Here is an 18,179-nt window from a genome sequence, read left to right as displayed (position 1 = left end):
CTTTCCTATTTGTTCTCAATACCCAGTTCAGCCATTAGCTTGGCTCTGGCATCATCATCGCCGAGTAATCTTTCCAACTGTTTTTTAAAGGCTGGAATATTGCCTAATGGTCCTTTTAGAAACGTTAAGGCTTCTCTTAATTCAAGAAGGTTATTTAGTTCAGGTACATTTTTGGCCACATTATCTGGCTCAAAGTCATTTAGCTTTTTAAATTCAAGTGACACCGGAATTTCAGAATCGTCATCGGCAAGTTTATTATCAACAACCATATCCAGTTTTAAATTTTGCTTTTCCATGACCTCGTTGAAGTTTGTTTTATTGACCTCAATAGGATCTCTATCTTGAATATCCTCGTCCTCTTCCCGCATAGTGAAATCTCCTACTACCATCAATTTGTTTGGCAATTCGACGTCTACTGATGCATCGCCAACATGGGCTTTGTAAGTGATATTTACACGTTCTTTCGGAGCGATTGAACTTTCTCTAGCCATTTTTCTTTCCTTTCTCTATTTGCCAAACTCAGAATATTGAATCGCATCAGACGGCGAAATATTGATGAGTTCGCGCTTTAAACCTCTAATTTCGTTTAACATTTCATTGTCATAATTTTGTTTTGCTGACATTGTGCTATGTGCATCTAAATTAAGTTTTAAAACCTCCTTATAAAAAACGGGTTCCCACACATCGACTTTATGCTGTTGAAGTTCTTTTTTAAGGGTTTCTAAATTGAGAAGAGCCATGTCGATGTAACCTGTTTTAAACAGGATTTTCGCCAACTCAAAACGCCAGTACGCCAGGTCACGCATGCACTCTGCATCTCCCGAAAGACCTTCAATAAGTTTGATCGCATCGACGGTTTTTCCCTCCACCAGCATTGTGTTGGCTTCGTCTATGGCATTCTTCCACTTATTATTTTCAGCTTGAGTACGTTCTTTAGTAGTCTGTTCTTCAGCCTTGGTGGAGGAGGATTCGAGCCACAGCAGGGTTTTTGGCCCGACAAACGGAGTATCATTCGAAAATGTCAGATGAATAATGTTGGGGAAGCGGGAAACAAAATTTCGGGTCGTCGAAAGCACAACTTCTGCGGCTGCATTTTGATTGGTAGCCTTTAACGCGTTAAATACCTGTCGATGTAAATCCAGATAAAATATTGCCCCCTTTTGAAACAATTCCTCGGCAAGATTTAACAGTTCTAAGTGATTTGCGTTTTGTTCAAGCGAATCAAGATTAGATATTGATTCTTGGCTAGGTTGTTGAGGCAGCACTCCTTTTTCTGGTAACTCAGTCACCAATATCCATTTAGCTAATCGGTTAAAGTAGTAAAATTCTGCATTGCCAGTTGACTGTCGATGTACAAAGTCTGCCACATGGTTTAAAGATTTACATACCGCATTCAGCACCTTAGTCACATCTTCACTAGACGTAATATCCTGCGGATGAGTAGCTGTTACGGGAGAATGGGTAGCGGTTGGCTGAACAGTCTCGGATGTATTTATTTCCTGGGACGGTACGTCTTTTTTAGCTTGCGCGGCTGCCTCTTTCTCAGCGTGTGCTTCTTTTACTCTTTTGGCTTCTTCGGCAAAGCGTTTGAGCGATTCATTAAGTTCTGGAGACAACGGCGTTTCGCGGACCAAGTACTCATTCAGTTTTTGGTTAAGAAGCTGAAAGTTTTCAAATGCCTCATCAGCGTACAGAAGATCACTAGGCCCTTCATAGGTTTTAAGGGCAAAGTGTTTATCAAGTTTGGTTGAAAGCCAGGCAAATGGGGCAGCACGGGCCTTTTCTTGTCTTTTTTTTCTTATTGGGAAGAGGTTATCAGAATAGTCGCTGGTCACTAATCCATTTAGCAATCTGAAGCCGTTAGATAGCCCTTGAAACTGATGATTTATAAACCATGCATACGTCAGGTAATTTGCAGTACGTAGGTCTTTTGAAAACTTTGTTAAAATTTCATAAGACGTATCGATGACCGTATGCCAGTCTATGGAGACTTTGTTAAGGCCGTCCAGACTATTGATTACGTCTACTAAACGCTCATACGACTCAATAGATTGAGGATCACAACCGGCGGGTTCATCTCCCACTGGTCGCAATAGTTCATCAAGAGCCGCATCCATAAATACATTCCTTTTTTCTCTGCCACTAACTGCGTTAGTTATTAGCTAAAAAACTCACTGCATTTATCGAATTAGCTTCAATCTTAACTTTTTATTTACATACAAAGTGTAGTCGCAATTTCACAATGTAGGTATTGTAATCATGTGTCTGACACATGAACTAAAATGCGAACTACCCGTGGGTAAACACGTTCTACCACTTGTTGTTACTACGCCTCTCTAATCTGCTTTATTAGCTTATGTGCATTGGGAAGGTAGGTGTCTAATATGGCAAACCATTACTTTTCGTTTCAATGAGCACGTCAATGCAACATCCCTATGCCGCCAAGAAGGAGGATAATTATTGCATCTCCCAAATCGCTTTCGCTTCTGATTGTGAAATGTATTACTTATTACTTATTACTTATTACTTATTACTTATTACTCGTTACGGCGGTAGTTATTCTACCTATTTACACAATCTCCACCTTCGCTCTGATTATTCTGTTAGTTTTGGTGTTTGTTAATTATTAAATAAACCACATATGCTCATTTTTTCAACAATTTGTTAGATTATTTTTTTTCATGCTGGTGCTAATAGTGTAAACCACTGGGCTTTTATGGTGTGTAACTGGACTTAAAGTAACGCCTAATACCAAATGGACTAATTCTTCCATTAGGTCGCCGCACAATCTGGATCCGCATTTTTATCCAAATTTTCTAATTATTGTGCACATAACAGAGCGCTCACTCCTGTGATTCCTACGGCTCGGTGGGCAACCTAAGTCGGTTATATTTGAACGAATAAAGGGAAATGGCGAAGCCATTTGGTTACAAGCGACCTACTTTTCTGTTATTGATAGTGCAGGTATTGTTGAAAAAGTCGTAAAATAGCTTCTGATGTAACCGCTGAAAACCTCATTAAAGATGAAACGAAAGCGATATATGATGCTGTAGATCGGAGCATAGCAATTATACGTTCTAAACCCGACGGGCATATTATTAGTGCTAATAAAGACTTTTAGATACTGTCGATTATTCCTTGAATGAAATTGTAGGTCGGCATCATAAAATGTACTGTTATAACAGCTTTTAGCAGGATACCCCTCAGTTCTGGAAGCAATTTGCAGACGCTAACTTTTCCTCAGACCAATTTCATCGCAAAGATAAGAATGACCGAGACCTCTATTTAGAATCTACCTATAACCCTATTTTTGATGATACTTGAAAAGTGATTGAAGTAATTAAACTGACTACAGATATCACGCGCAAAGTAGATCATTCGTCAAAAGTGAGTGAGGTTTCTAAGAAAGCTGCCCAGTCTTCGCAAATCACATCACACAAAATATCGTATTGTGAAGAGTTGCTTGCAACGACGATGAAAGCAACGCAAGACTCAGTGAAACAGATTGAAGAGGTTAAAGCTTTATCCACTTCACTTAGCCAACAGTCCACCGTTATTGGCGATATCGTCACCACCATTAAAGCGTAGCCGACCAAACGAACCTTCTTGCGTTAAATGCGGCCACTGAGGCTGCACGTGCTGGTGTCCATGGTAGAGGCCTTGCGGTAGTAGCCGAACAAGTAAGAGACTTATCTAAACGCACATCCCAGGCAACCGGTGAAATTAAGTCTCTCGTTTCGACCACGCAAAAAATCACCGGTGATATAGCTCAAGTAATTAAAGAAGTGGAATCGTCCAGTGTACGCTCGAACGAAGATATCAGCCGAAGAGGTACAATTTTTTCAGAGCTTAAATCTGGCGCAAATAACACTGTTCAACTTATTGAAAAAGTACTAACTAAAGAAAATTGAACATTGCTGAGTTGGACTTGCGTAGGCCGAGTCTAAGCGAGAAGTCATTAATACCATCCCGCAGCGTCAAAGCTGGCTTAACAAGAGCATTGTCATTTTTGACAGAACAAATTTTGAAAACCAACAAGAAGACGAAATGAAGCGGAATGGAAACAGTTCGAAAGTGGATAAAGGGGTGGCCGGAGGAAAAAATTCATGTTGTGATCCGGTGACGGGATGAGTGAAAATTGCAACGAAAAACACATATTGAATGGTCAACATTGATTCGCAAAAACCGCCGCTAATGCGGCGATTTTTTTGCCAGACTGACGCATCCGCTATCGTTTATACAGCTAGCGACCTTTGTGTTTCCATTCCCATCGCCAGGAGAAACGGGTCAGACTGCTGTCTTTGAATAAAATCTCCTTTGCTGTTCATACCTTGCCACTTATGCTTAACCAGGCACTGGCCAATAGCGCCTCCTAATGTAGTTCCCGGGCCTGTAACGATTATCTTATCCGGAGCAAACTCTTTAATTGCCACTTCAATCGCCTTAGAAAAATCGTAAGGGGCTACCACTTGTGTCCCAAGGGTGTAGTCCCAAAGTGCCTGCGTATCTGTGGAAAATGGCTGCCAAACCCGTCCTTCGCCGTCGATTAAAGGCAATGAGGGCTTTACAAACATAGTAGACGGAAGCGCTTGTTTCGCTCTTATAGAAATATCATTCAATAGCGGTGTATGAAACGCTGCATGGTTATACAATCTCATTGGGTAGGTATCATCAACTCTGGGTAGACGGTTTTGGGCTAATGCGAGGCCTTCTTCATTTCCACCTAATACCACATAACCTCCCAATGCAATGGACAAATAAAGCGCTCCCTCCCCGCCTTCTGCACTGGCTTCTTCTAATAGTGCGCAAACCAGCTGTGCCTTTTCGCTATCATATTGCCAGTTCTCATCAGTCACCGGATAGATTAGCTGTCCGCCAATGAGACCACTTCTCATCATGGACCCCATGGTATTAATTAACGTTGCGGAGTCTGGAGCTTTGAGCGCCTGAGCAACAGCAAGTGCGATATACCAGCCCATTGAGTTGCCTGTTACCGCTACGATGTCGTACTGGTCACGATTGATGTCAGCAAAATCACAGGCTGCACACGCGTATATCAAAGACGAGGCATTTTCTCCCGCAGTATGTTTTTGCAAATTGTACCTATCCATACTATCTAGCTGCGTGATGGTCGGTTGGCCTTTTTCACGACGCTGGCCATCAATAACATCAATAATTCCCTTTTTATCTGAATGGTATCGCTTAAGGTAGCCAAGTTCCGCCTTATTGTAAGTACCACGCCCTGGGCATACGACCACAGCAGTTTGCTTAGTTTGATTCACTGATGACTACTCCTATCCTACCGAACGCAACGCTGGCGCTTTCCCTATCATTTCTAATCCACGCTCGACGATATGTTCTACCTTCGGTAATACTTCGTAACAAGCAGTACCTAAAGGAATGAAACAATCTTCTGCGGTAATCCGTTGTATATTGGGTAAAGTATCACTTGTGGATTGTGCCTCAATGATCAGGGTGGTCAGCGCTTCACTTATTGAGCCTGTTTTACGACACTCGTCTACAATTAAAATATGTTTATAGCTTTGTATTTCACTCAGAATCGCTTCTTCGTTTAAAGGCGCTAACCAGCGCAAATCAATAATTTTTATGTTCACGCCCTTTTCAGCCAAAATTTTCTCGGCTTGACGACTTAGATAATATCCATTGCCATAAGTGAGAATACAAAGATCCGTTCCATGGCCATACACGCCAAGTTCTCCCAATTCCATAGGGGTAGACTGGGCGGGCGGCACATACTCGAACGACCATAAATTATCCCCCTCCGTATGCAAATCTTTCTTCATATAAAGCGCAATAGGTTCTAAGAAAATGACTAACCGTTGCTGTTCCTGCGCAAGCCGAACCGCTGTGCGCATCATTTCTACCGCATCGGCCCCATTGGAAGGACACGCTAAGATCACGCCGGGAATATCCCTAAATACAGCAAACGAGTTGTCATTATGAAAGTGTCCGCCAAACCCTTTTTGATAGGCTAGCCCTGCGATGCGTATCACCATAGGGTTGGTGTACTGGCCGTTTGAAAAGAACGGTAACGTAGCAGCTTCACCACGGATCTGGTCTTCTGCGTTATGTACGTAAGCTAGAAACTGAATTTCCGGAATAGGAAGAAACCCATTGTGGGCTAGACCAATAGCCATTCCCAATATGGATTGCTCGTCTAATAAGGTATCAATGACTCTTCTAGGCCCAAACTTATCTAATAGCTTAGTGGTGACATTGTATACCCCCCCTTTTCGAGCAACATCTTCCCCAAATAAAACCGTATTTTCATAGCTGGCCATAATGTCCAACAGGGCCCAGTTCAACAATTTGGCCATATGTTGTTTTTTTAACAGGTTATGCTTGTCATGGGAAAACAACCCTTTACGTTGCGCATCCTTCACTTGGATTGCTGAGCTTGGTAACTTTTCGTGCGGAATGATGCTATGTTTAACCTTCGCCGCATTAGAAAGACGAGGTCTTTTTGCTGCGTCATTACTTACCCGTTCTATTCGTTTTGCTATATCTTTATACAACGAAACGATCTCTTCAGAAGTGAGGGCTTCGGCTTCTCTTAGCAGACGTGCAGTGTGTAACAACGGGTCCTGGGCTTCAATTTCACTAATGCGTTCTTCACTACGATAAACGAATTCGGCGTCTGAGCCTGCATGACCTAACAATCTGACGGTTCGCATATGTAAAAATACGGGTTTATGGTGTTTACGGGCAATATGCATCGCCCTAGCTGCTTTTTGATAGGTATCCAGTACGTTCAAACCGTCACATTGAATGTATTCCAGGCCAGGACGACCTTCAAAATTAGCTTGTATCCAACCTTTTGGTGTAGCCGTTGAAATTCCGATGCCATTGTCTTCACATAGAAAAACAATGGGCAACGGTACAGACTGAAACGCCGCCCAACTTGCTGCATTAAATGCGCCCTGAGCGGTAGAGTGATTAGCAGAAGCGTCGCCGAAATTACATATCACTACACCGTCTTGGGGAATAGTATAGAGAGCGGGAACCTTGCGCGATAGCGTTACAGAGAATGCTGCACCCACAGCCTTTGGCAGATGAGAAGCGATGGTACTTGTTTGAGGCGGAATAAATAAGTCTTTACTACCCAGCACCTTATGCCGTCCCCCCGAGACCGGATCTTCTGCGGAAGCACTAAAACTAAGTAGCATATCGTATAAAGGCGTCTGCCCAGACTTTTGCTTACTTCGCTGAATAACAAATGCGCCACTTCTGTAGTGCAAAAACGCCATGTCGCTTGGTCTAGCCGCCAATGCTACTGCGGCATTTCCTTCATGCCCGGCACTGCCGATGGTATAGAAACTGTTCCCTTCTTTTTGCATCAGCCTGGAGCGTAAGTCCAGATGACGGCTCATAGCCTGTGTTTCAAACAAATCTATCAACCTTTCTTTGGATAAACCAACCCCTTGGGAGGTTAACTGAATATTTGAGGGTGGAAATGTTTCCTTGGTAACAGCTTCAATGAATTGTTGATCAAGCCGAGCATTGCGATCTTGCATAGCTATATCCTTACAACAGTGAAAAATATGCAGGCAGCTTACGCCCGAGGGGAAAGGGCGTAAGCCTTCAGGTAATTAACCTGAAAATGCCTGCAATCCGGTTTGAGCGCGACCCAAAATTAATGCGTGCACATCATGTGTGCCTTCATACGTATTGACCGCCTCCAAATTCATAACATGTCGTATTACGTGAAACTCGTCAGCTATGCCGTTACCGCCATGCATATCTCGCGCTATTCGGGCTATCTCCAGTGCCTTACCACACGAGTTACGTTTGATTAGGCTGATCGCTTCTGGCGCGAGGCGGTTTTCATCCATCATTCGACCTGCTTGCACGCACGCCATTAAACCTATGGTGATTTCTGTTTGCATGTCCGCCAGCTTTTTCTGTATAAGCTGAGTTGCCGCTAGAGGCCTGCCAAATTGTTTGCGATCCAAACAATACTGACGTGCTGCGTGCCAACAAAATTCTGCGGCCCCTAATGATCCCCATGCGATGCCATAACGGGCCTTGTTCAGACAGCCAAAAGGCCCCCTCAAACCCGTTACCTCAGGAAACATGTTCTCTTCGGGCACAAACACATTGTCCATGACAATCTCACCTGTGATGGAAGCTCGCAAAGAAAACTTACCTTCAATTTTCGGTGCACTTAGGCCGTCCATTCCTTTTTCAAGTACAAAGCCACGGATAACGCCATCAAGCTTCGCCCACACTACAAATACATCTGCAATGGGTGAATTGGTGATCCACATTTTGGAGCCAGTGATTTTATAGCCTCCATCCACTTTAGTGGCGCGTGTGGACATACTCGCTGGGTCCGAGCCTGAATCAGGTTCGGTTAAGCCAAAACATCCCACCCATTCTCCGGTAGCTAGCTTGGGCAAGTATCGCTCGCGCTGTTCTTCGGTACCGTATGTGAATATGGGATACATAACGAGTGAAGATTGAACACTCATAGCACTGCGGTACCCACTGTCCACACGCTCAACTTCACGCGCAATCAGCCCATAGGCAACGTTATTGACTTCAGCGCAACCGTATTTGGCCGGAAGCGTACACCCCAGCAACCCCAGCTCACCCATCTCGTTCATAATTTCGCGGTCAAAACGTTCGTGACGGTTAGCTTCAAGCACACGCGTCATCAGTCTTTCCTGGCAGAATTGGTGCGCGCTGTCGCGCATCATTCTCTCATCTTCGGTCAACATGGAGTCCATTGACAACGGGTCTTGCCAATTAAATGCGGGTTTTGCTGATGCCATACTATTACCTATTGAAAAACCAGTTATTAATATGTTTTAACACGTTTTAAATGTTAAAAAAATGATAATAGCGATTATAATGCTAGAGGAATAATATTAATTAACTTTAGATGTTATAGTTTTTATCTATGGATTTACGCAATCTCAGATACTTTGTTTCTGTTTACGAAACGGGCAGCTTCAGTGCCGCCTCAAAGCGTCAATATATCGCTCAACCTTCTATTTCAGCAGCGATAAAACTACTGGAAGCAAGCTTGTCCAAACCGCTGTTCGTTCGTTATCCGCGAGGGGTGAAACCTACACAAGCGGGCCATCAACTCTACCCTTTAGCCCAACAATTGCTTGGTCAAGCCGCAGCCATAAAGTACCTGCTAAAGGAAGAAAACCCCAAACAACCATTCCGGCTGGGACTTGTTAAAGGGCTTGGGGTCGCGCGCATAAGTGATGTTCTAAAACGTTTTACCTCCCAAGTGAATGCATTGGAACTTACCTTGGTTCCTCCAGAGGAGAAGTGTGATGCAAGAATTATCAATTATGAGCTATTAAAGACCCATGAAGACTTTGTATCCATGTGGCAAGACGATTTCCAATGGGTAATGCCAATGGACCACCCTCTGAGCCTAAAAGAAGAGATAGATATATCCGATTTAGCCAACGTGGCTTTTATTCAGCGAGAGCCGTGTGAAGGATGGAACTTACTCAGAGAAGCACTTAGCCAGGCCCATATACTTCCCGACATACGCGCTCGCATCCAAACGATAGATTACGCCATTGGTTTAGTTAAAGCCGGTGTGGGCTGCGCCTTTATACCTGTAGCTGAAAATGCTGATTATCTTAATGATATTGTCTGTCGTCCAGTGAAGGGGGTGTGTTTGACACGGCATATTGGAGTGGCGTTTGAAAACCGGACGTCTGTGGTGGAAATATTAGTCCAGTTAGTTAGCGGTAGTTAAGTGAATTTATTCATCAGCTTCATATTTGGAATTCATGGTAATCCATAAATAAACCGTTCTACCGCTCGGCTTAGTTATTTCACCGAAGTTCAAGCTTCACCACATAACGATTACCATCATCGGGACGACGACTTGGAGTTTCGGGATGACGACTTGGAGTGTTGCAACGAATGTTTGGAAAATACCGTCATCGTGATGAAAATCACGATCTCCTTCGTTATACATAAAAGCTAAAAATTAACCTGCGAGTTAACGCAACCTAAGGTTTTTTTTTCGCTTTCTACAACAGTTAAGGAGGTCCCGATTGTCATCGGGATGACGATGTGGTGTTTCGGGGTGACGACCTGGTGTTTCGGGGTGACGACTTGGAGTGTTACAACGAACTTTTGGAAAATACCGTCATCGTGATGAAAATCACGATCTCCTTCGTTATACATAAAAGCTAAAAATTAACCTGCGAGTCGAAGCTACCTAATGTGTTTTCGCTTTCTACAACAGTTAAGGAGGTCCCGATTGTCATCGGGATGACGACCTGGTGTTTCGGGGTGACGACTTGGAGTGTTGCAACGAACGTTTGAAAAATCCCGTCATCGTGATGAAAATCACGATCTCCTTCGTTATACACTAAAGGTAGAAATTATCCTATGAGTCGAAGTCACCTAGGGTGTCTGCGCTTTCTACAACAGTTAAGGAGGTCCCGATTGTCATGGGGATGACGATGTGGTGTTTCGGGATGACGATGTGGTGTTTCGGGATGACGACCTGGTGTTTCGGGGTGACGACTTGGTGTTTCGGGATGGCGGCCTGGTGCATGCTTTTGTTGAAAGTTCGCTAGCATTATTTCCCAGGGGTCTCGGAACTTGCGTTTTTAAACCTGGTGGAATTTTTCAGTATCAGGGGCAATAACGTTAGCAGCGCGGTTAAAAGGCCTAGGACCGGTTCAATTGCCTCAGTAGCGCTATAGATCATCACTCCCGCCAGCACGATAATGAAAGTAAAAATCGGTATACGGGCATAGCGCCAGATACTTTCTTCAGATTCCAATAACCAACGTTTGAAAATTTCATTGCTTTCCGCAGTAAGAATGAAATTTTTAAAACTTTCACTGCCGATGCGCCATATAGCTCGTTTTATGATGTATCCTCGCCTGATTAGGTGCGATAGTGGCCCATACCCCAGCGGGTTAGCTAAGTGGTCAGTTGCCAAATTATACAGCAACATGCGTTCGTGCTTGGTACATTGTTCCCAACGATACCGGAAAATAGCGCCAGCGTGTTCGCATAAAAAATTATACAACTGTTGGGCTGACCAGTAGTGTTCTACTGATTCTTTGAACGCTGTGACCTGATAAAACGCCAACGTTTTTTCCTTCTTTTTACTTTCTTCCACCTGCTGATTGACACGTTGTTGCTCTTCAGAGCTTAAGCGTTGAGTGTAATGATACTCATAAAATTCAAATGCAATTCGCCCCATTTCCGGCCAACAGGACGTTTCATTTTCCAATATTGTCAAAATATTTGGCGATAACTTAATAGTTTGCTCTTGTGTTGGGTTCCAGTCGTAGTATTTACTGAAACGGGAAAAAATGTTTGACCACAGAATACGCTCTCCTTGCGAGGCTATTTGACCATCGACTATATTTGGATAAGCATATTGTTGGGTAAGTTTATATAAAGGCGAAACGTCAGCAAGAATGATAATACTTAAAGATGGCTGAGCCATAGCAAACTCAATAAATTGCAACGCTCGTTTTCTAAACTCTGCGTTAAAGGCTATTGCACCCAAATTTTTCAACACCAGAACATCGTGTTGGTGCACGTTATTTTGTAATCCTGTTTTAAGCCGCACTATGCTGTGTGGCTCAGAGCTCGCCCCTCCCTGCAATGCCTTTGTATCGTCACCGTTTTCGCTACTCAGGCAAAGAGAGTCATTCATCAACAAGGCATGTAAGTCGAGTACTTTTTGTTTAAATAGTCTGGGTGCTACCGAATTAAGCAACGAAGCTATGTGCTTACGTGTAGGTCGCAAAATTAACGCATGTTGGACGCCACTTCGGGGCTCAGAAAGCTTCTTTATTAAACGTTGAATGTCTGACTGTTGTTCGTAATGATACTGCCGAGAACGGAAATCATCTGACAAATCCACGCCTAAAAACCTTCGCCCGATCATTTCACGACAAATATAATAGAAAACAGCTAAAAAACTAAAGATGAACAAAAATAAGGAAATACCAGCGCTATTTAGTGAATGTTTCAATAGCGTATGTGTTGGAATTGTTATACCGGCTAACGGTGTAGCGCCCCCCTGCTCTCTAAGATAGTTAAGTACTTTTAGCTGCAAGGTATAATCTATTGCGGCGACAGCAAAATCAAATATTTCCCATTCCAGATACGCGCTTCCCTTACGCATGTTCTCCTGTCCGCCTTCCCAAAACACTGGCCACCTATCGGAAGTATCTAAATTTGGATGCAGGCACGTTTTGTCTGTCTCATTACTGTTAAAATCCTTAAATGCATTAACCACAAACTCGCATTTATTCGCAAAACCTGGGTGACCGATGTAATTAAAATATTCGTTTAGGTTTTGCAATCGTTGCTGGCTACGATGGTTCAATTCAAATTGTTCCAGGCGCGCCAGTTGTTGATAGAGGTAGTTATAATTGGTCGTAATAAAAAGCACTGCTGGCACAAAGCTAATTGCTAAGAGCAGCGCTAATATATGAAACGCATAACCTCGAATATTTTGCTTAATGTCGCGTCGTCTTGCCCGCGCCAATGATTTTTTATATTTATGGTGAAACCAGCAGAACCCGCCCCCCGTACTCAAAAGCATCAAGCATAGCGATATCCATTCCGCCTCGCTTACGCCTACCAAATAAGCTGAATCAGTTAAACGCCAAACTGCGTAGGGAATGATAACCAGCGTCGATAACACTATACCGAGACCGGTTACGCGTTTTAATCTGCGGTTAGGAAACAAATATAAACTTGCCATGCGAAGAATAATCAACAGGCTTAATAGCCCTAGGAATATATGAAGAATTAAGTCCTGAACATAAAAAATGATTACCAATTGAACGATAATCATAAGTACCACCAGCAGACTGAAGGGAAAATAAACATAGGTTTTAGTTTTACGGTATAGCAGCATACTCTGCCAAGGCATCCAGTTGAAAGTAACTCTTATCACCACAAAGGCCACTAGCATAAGTAACGTCAACAGCACCATTGCAAATAAAATCGCGATCATTGAAATGTACTGAAGCTCTTGTTTTTCATGAATAATTACCAACGTCCATGGAAGTTCATTCATGAGTTTACCTACATAATAATCAACCTCGCGGCCATGATAACTCCCTGACACTTTAAATGGGTAGGATCCCCCCCGTGAGACGTCTCGGTATTCGCTTATTGTAGTATGACCATTCCGATTACTTACAAGGAATTGTCTCAATAATGGAGAGTTGTCAGAAGCGATATAAAAGTTTTCAACTAAACTATCGGTGTCATTACTGCTATATAGCACTTCTCCCGACGGGGTGTCGAAGACCACAAATTTCATATTCCGTGGCAGTAATGGCGTTTTGAGAGATTGCAAATTAACGGAACCGCTTAACACTTTAACCTGGTTGTTCCCATTATCGAATTCATTTGGCAGGCTCCATCCAAATTGAGATGATTTACGACTATCGGCAATATTAAAAATACGCTGAATGAAAAACTGTTCGTCTTTTCTTTGTGTTTGCCCCATGTTTGGTAAGTGCCACGCTTTTTGTTCATTAATGGCCTTGAAATACTCGCGATGGGCAATATTGGGGCGGGTATTTCGCGCGAATTTCTCATGGGTCCGATAAATCAAATTAGAGATATCACCTTTCTCATTGGCCTTAAATAAGCTCTCGAGATTGGGTACGATAGGGCTGGTGGCTTGCGGACAGGGTTTGGTAAAAATCCTGTTGGTGGCAGCACTTATGTCTTTATAGTTTATGCATTTAGCATAATCACGGGCTTGCTTTGTCACTGCGATAACTTCTGTCTTGAAGTTATTTTTAATGTGCTGAAAACCAATAGCCGCGTTGTTATCTACTCGCATTGTCATTTCACGCTGAATGATTAAACTAACACCGTAGATGGCGCTAAAGCCTACCAGTAACAACAACCCAAGACTGATAAGCTGAGCGTCGGATTTTTTAAAACAGTATTTATGAGAAACAAACCGTAACTTAATTAAAGGCAACGCGACAATGACAAGCATTAAACCTACTATGATTGCAGTGGCTACCTGAGGCGGAACATATAATTTTGCGACGGAAATTTCTTGATAGGGTCGAATTCCGACTAAGTACAATTTCCCATCTACTATCTCTTCATCCTCAAGCTTAGGTGGGACATTCACAGGGGTAAAGTAAACGCGGTAGCGTACCCCTCCTATTGGGTGTTCAATAAAGGTAGAGTAGCCTTTAGTTGTAGCGACTGGCGATACCGTTTCTGTATCCTGTGCCGAGCTAGATAGGTCTTCTTTATCCGCTTCTAGCAATGGCTGCAAAAGGGCGGCGATATTATTGAACGACAGGCTATGCTGATAAGTGTCCTCTTGATTACGAAATGTACTTAACACCTGGCCACGTCTACCTACCAGCGCGACTAACGATAAGTGATTAAGTTTGGTACTGATAAAATCGTGTAAGGGTACTTTGAAGCTTAAACATCTGAACGAAGACAAAAATTGGTAACGGTTATCAGAACGGTTTTGCGTGCCTTCTGCTTTTATCAAGGAATAGCTCACTGAATCGGAGTCTATTTTTTCATTTCCTTGCTGGCAGTATCGCTCAGTCTGGATATGTCTTAAGGTAGGGCTTTCCTGCGAGATAAGGGCGAGGCCTTTGGTCTGGGCGTCAATCTGCTCCTCACAAACTTTGCGGTTTGCTTGTTGCTCCTCTGACGTATAGGTATCTAACTCGATAGGACAATTCTCTAGCAAGATTTTGTGATTCAAATCAGTCAGAGTCTGAATCTGGCTAAAGGCATTTAAAATATCGTTACTTAACAGCCCAAGCTCAGAAAAATGAAGTTGATTTTGTACAAGCTCATTCTGCTGGGTTTTAAAGTAATAGAGCGTCATCCCGATCCCTAGTGAAACAGAAATACTCACAAGAATCGCAATAAGGCCTGTGTAATTCCGTTTGGGTTGTTGCATCGGCCAACACCCCCTATTCCGTCGCTATCATAAAAAATGTAGTCGATCCTCACGCCACTGCAAATGTTTATTTATTGTGCAGGCCGCTAAACTTAACTATTGCTACATGCGCGGTTAAAAATATATGGCTCCTCCCCCTCGGTCACTACGCTTACGATATTGTCAAAAGCACTAGGTTTGTATTGTTTAGCGTCGACGTAATCCATCCCAATACGAATGCATCTCTAACGACTCGGGCACCATCGGCAAACGCCCTAACTGCATTCGGTGTCTCACAACATTGTTTTCTATGATTTCGATGACCTGATGGGCGGTAGTGTGTTCTGTTACCCCTTGTGAGGCTAACAGTTGAATTCGTTTTTTTAATACGGCGTGAAGCGTTTTTAAGCCAATAGGTTCTTCTTTAACCATACGGTTTACAAAAGTGGGATCAAAAATAAAGCGATTAGTATCGGTGGCAGCTAACTGGTTTTCAATAATCTGGGAAAAAGGTTCTGGCACCAGTTGCTGCGCGTATTCTGGGGTATACTCTTCAGGTTCAAATACGACCAGCTGATGCAGTTTGGTCGATTTGCTTCCCCGGCGTATGCCATCGAGGCTGAACTCTGGCACATAATTGTCAACGTCGTTATTAAACATGTTAATTAATTCTGCTCGAATAGTGGTTACCTCTTGCGGGGTAATCCCCTTCTTCAACAGCACAGCATGATCTAGCGCTTCTATTTTAGCCAATATTCGAGCGAAATATTTAACATCAAAACGGTGACCCACCACGATCTTATCGCGGGTTAACCAAACTGATTCATAGGTTTTACCTATTCTTCTTAGGGCTTTAGCGTGTTGGGTTGGTAATACGTGGTCGAAGTCTCTTTCAGTTATATAGACGCGATAAAGGCGTTCGCCGTTTGTGCCCCACTTTGCCCTTGGCGGCGACGATGTTGCCCAATAATGAAATTGCGTTTCAGCTTTTGGGGTTTTAAAGCCTAATTGAGTTCTCATTGATCGCTTAAACTTTACGTCAGGGGCTAGGTTTTGAAATAATCCCCGAAATCCAGAATGGCTGAAAGTAGTTGACCTTCCGGCTTCTGTTCCGCTATACCGAACCCATTGGTTGTCGCGTGTATCAGGTTCAAAGTACAAGCGCTGTTCGTGGGCATTGGTTGGAACATGGATATGTTTATACTTGTTATAGCGTTCCAATTCACGATTTTCACTATGAGACCTTACCGGCTTATTGTCCAAAGCTGAAAAGTATTTGTGAGCATCGTCTGCGTCCTTAAACTTCGACATTTTTTTGAAATGAAGCCAGAACTGGTATATATCACTGTTACTTTTAATAAGTGCTTTTAACTCTTCTTCCCGAATATGTGTATTTTGAAACTGTTTGTCGCTTTTCTTAATATTCTTGATAAAGGTATTTCTGTTAAGCGGAAAAAACTGGGAGCCTGAAGACTGATACCACTCTAAGAATTCATGCTCTGCTTCACCGGTTGACGGTATGTCTTGAGTCACATGCCGGTTTTCCTTGAGGGTCTCAGTGTTATTGCGCACTGATTTGGTAGAAAACCGCTCTGTGCGGTTAAGTGCAGAAGCTGCGACAGTTCGGGTGTGGCGCTTCAATAAATTCACGATTGAATAACTCCCACCAACCATCGTTAAACCCACCGATGCAAGTAACATTGCAATATCAATAAAGTTATTTTCAGCTTTGTCTAAGCGTTCGAGTGAAGGATGGATTACACTATAAGCTTCTTCGGCATCGCCAATACGATTAAGTTGAATAAATCTTGTCACATCATTTTTTAATTGATTTAGCTCGAATAGCCCTTGCACTTCAAGCATAACCCCGCCAATCCACACTAAACCTGCGGCGGGGGTTCCTACAAAAGGGACGGCCACAATACTCAACAGGACAACCCCCGTTAGCACCGCGTTATAGTCAATACTCTGGTCTATATTCGGCTCGTGCTTCAACCGTAAACGGTTTATCGAGAAATTAATTAGTGGACTAAGATCGGTGGCGGTTAAATTATGTTTAACCACTTTTGTCGCGTGTAACAAAATTGGCGCAGCTCGACTGAATTGACCGGTATCCATAAAAATTGCTTTCCCATCTACAGGCATTGTATCGACAATACGCAGACGGTTATAGATCGTGCGCCATAAGCATAATCCCGCTTGTGCAAACGTTTTACCATCGTTATGCAATAATTCCCAGACCTCACGAGGTGTCTTAAATAAGTGCTCTAGCCCCGCCAACATGGGATGCTTTCGGGTAATATAGCGAAGCCATAACGTGTTAAGCGATATCGCTGGTTGAGGTTGAGCGATGTTAAAGTAGTTTACTATTGGATTGTACTGTTTGGCGGGAACTTGTATAGGCGCCAGACCGTGCCATTCTCGTAAATGCTGAACCAGTGCAGAAGGCTCACTATTATATTCGCTAGGAATATGTGATAGCTGGGGTATTAGCTCATCTTTTTTCGCCAATTCATACCTGAAATTTTCTACCGAATATGCTAACGCCCCAAGTACACTTTGGGCGCTGTTAGGGTGTGTAAGCCAACCGCCACCGTGAATCGATGCCATCGTGCGAAGCGTTGGATTGGGCGTGTTAATACGCACTAATTCAGGAGGTATAGGATGAGTTGGAGGACGCGGGAATCGGCCCGACTCCATCACACCTTCGTTTTGTAATTGAAAAGGAGAGTCACTCCGTAAAGCAATATAAATGGCACAACACACGGCTAAATCAGCTTGCTCCACCGGATCTGAATAACGCTGACTTTGTTCTAATAACCAATTATGTCTTAGCTTCTCGACCTGTTTAAGTTCAACTTCAAGTTGAAATAAAATGTGTTCATCTAAAGCAAGTAGATCCAGTTCTAATAAGTCACGCGCACTTTGTTTTAATGTAGAACATTCCCGGAAGCCGACGTGCTCGGGATATACATATTCTATCGCATTATCAAGCGCTTCAATGGCGGCTGAATAGGTGGTGGCTGGCCACATGGAAACAAAGGAAGTGTGGGGGGGTGAGTAGTCGAAATCGTCTTCCAATAACCCGAGTCTTTTTTCCCATAGCGTTATATTCGTTAATAATTCAGATAGCGTAAGTGGTGTACTGTTCAGCACTTCAAAACATGCACACAATACGTTTAAACGTTTTACCGCTGCATGACGCGATAGCGCATCACTGATCAGTTTTTCGGGTTCCTTGGGAGTGCTCATACAG

9 protein-coding genes and 1 pseudogene are annotated in these 18,179 nt (G+C 43.2%); 3 read left to right on the top strand and 7 right to left on the bottom strand.

The window, feature by feature from the left end:
• Positions 1–5: 5 nt before the first annotated feature.
• Both tssB and tssA read right to left on the bottom strand, forming a co-directional pair.
• Positions 6–491, bottom strand: coding sequence for a type VI secretion system contractile sheath small subunit (tssB, locus tag OPS28_RS13310; protein WP_265609958.1), 486 nt, complete (start codon positions 489–491; stop codon positions 6–8).
• A 15-nt stretch (positions 492–506) separates the two neighbouring features.
• Positions 507–2,117 (bottom strand): type VI secretion system protein TssA, encoded by a 1,611-nt coding sequence (gene tssA, locus OPS28_RS13305; protein WP_265609957.1) that lies wholly within the window; start codon positions 2,115–2,117, stop codon positions 507–509.
• A gap of 1,210 nt (positions 2,118–3,327) precedes the next feature.
• Between tssA and OPS28_RS13300 the strand changes: the two genes are divergently transcribed.
• A complete protein-coding gene (locus OPS28_RS13300) occupies positions 3,328–3,588 on the top strand; it encodes a hypothetical protein (RefSeq protein ID WP_265609956.1) in 261 nt (86 codons plus the stop codon).
• A pseudogene (locus OPS28_RS17190) lies at positions 3,582–3,911 on the top strand (methyl-accepting chemotaxis protein); the annotation flags it as partial. The gene OPS28_RS13300 and the pseudogene OPS28_RS17190, both read left to right, overlap by 7 nt.
• Before the next feature lie 324 nt (positions 3,912–4,235).
• On the opposite strand, the gene OPS28_RS13290 reads toward OPS28_RS17190, so the two are convergent.
• From OPS28_RS13290 to OPS28_RS13280, 3 genes are all read right to left on the bottom strand, one after another.
• Positions 4,236–5,282: an ACP S-malonyltransferase gene (locus OPS28_RS13290; RefSeq protein ID WP_265609955.1), complete on the bottom strand. Its 1,047-nt coding sequence runs from the start codon at positions 5,280–5,282 to the stop codon at positions 4,236–4,238.
• A 12-nt stretch (positions 5,283–5,294) separates the two neighbouring features.
• A complete protein-coding gene (locus OPS28_RS13285) occupies positions 5,295–7,535 on the bottom strand; it encodes a dehydrogenase E1 component subunit alpha/beta (protein WP_265609954.1) in 2,241 nt (746 codons plus the stop codon).
• A 75-nt stretch (positions 7,536–7,610) separates the two neighbouring features.
• Positions 7,611–8,795: an acyl-CoA dehydrogenase gene (locus OPS28_RS13280; protein WP_265609953.1), complete on the bottom strand. Its 1,185-nt coding sequence runs from the start codon at positions 8,793–8,795 to the stop codon at positions 7,611–7,613.
• A 128-nt stretch (positions 8,796–8,923) separates the two neighbouring features.
• Here OPS28_RS13280 and OPS28_RS13275 point away from each other — a divergent pair, with 128 nt between their 5' ends.
• Complete coding sequence (locus OPS28_RS13275; protein WP_265609952.1) at positions 8,924–9,748, top strand: LysR family transcriptional regulator; 825 nt, start codon at positions 8,924–8,926, stop codon at positions 9,746–9,748.
• Between the two features lie 837 nt (positions 9,749–10,585).
• Here OPS28_RS13275 and OPS28_RS13270 read toward each other — a convergent pair.
• Complete coding sequence (locus OPS28_RS13270) at positions 10,586–14,944, bottom strand: hypothetical protein (RefSeq protein WP_265609951.1); 4,359 nt, start codon at positions 14,942–14,944, stop codon at positions 10,586–10,588.
• 186 nt (positions 14,945–15,130) lie between these two features.
• Positions 15,131–18,175: a hypothetical protein gene (locus OPS28_RS13265; RefSeq protein ID WP_265609950.1), complete on the bottom strand. Its 3,045-nt coding sequence runs from the start codon at positions 18,173–18,175 to the stop codon at positions 15,131–15,133.
• Positions 18,176–18,179: the final 4 nt, after the last annotated feature.

This window comes from Alteromonas sp. ASW11-130, assembly GCF_026183735.1.
GTDB lineage: Bacteria > Pseudomonadota > Gammaproteobacteria > Enterobacterales > Alteromonadaceae > Alteromonas.
The sequence above is the reverse complement of the archived record's forward strand: the minus strand, read 5'-3'. Positions and strand labels throughout refer to the sequence as shown.

What these genes read in the sequence shown, in the direction of transcription:
- OPS28_RS13285 (WP_265609954.1), bottom strand. Translation starts at nt 7,535, where the DNA reads ATGCAAGATCGCAATGCTCGGCTTGATCAACAATTCATTGAAGCTGTT.
- OPS28_RS13265 (WP_265609950.1), bottom strand. Translation starts at nt 18,175, where the DNA reads ATGAGCACTCCCAAGGAACCCGAAAAACTGATCAGTGATGCGCTATCG.
- OPS28_RS13280 (WP_265609953.1), bottom strand. Translation starts at nt 8,795, where the DNA reads ATGGCATCAGCAAAACCCGCATTTAATTGGCAAGACCCGTTGTCAATG.
- OPS28_RS13270 (WP_265609951.1), bottom strand. Translation starts at nt 14,944, where the DNA reads ATGCAACAACCCAAACGGAATTACACAGGCCTTATTGCGATTCTTGTG.
- tssB (WP_265609958.1), bottom strand. Translation starts at nt 491, where the DNA reads ATGGCTAGAGAAAGTTCAATCGCTCCGAAAGAACGTGTAAATATCACT.
- tssA (WP_265609957.1), bottom strand. Translation starts at nt 2,117, where the DNA reads ATGGATGCGGCTCTTGATGAACTATTGCGACCAGTGGGAGATGAACCC.
- OPS28_RS13275 (WP_265609952.1), top strand. Translation starts at nt 8,924, where the DNA reads ATGGATTTACGCAATCTCAGATACTTTGTTTCTGTTTACGAAACGGGC.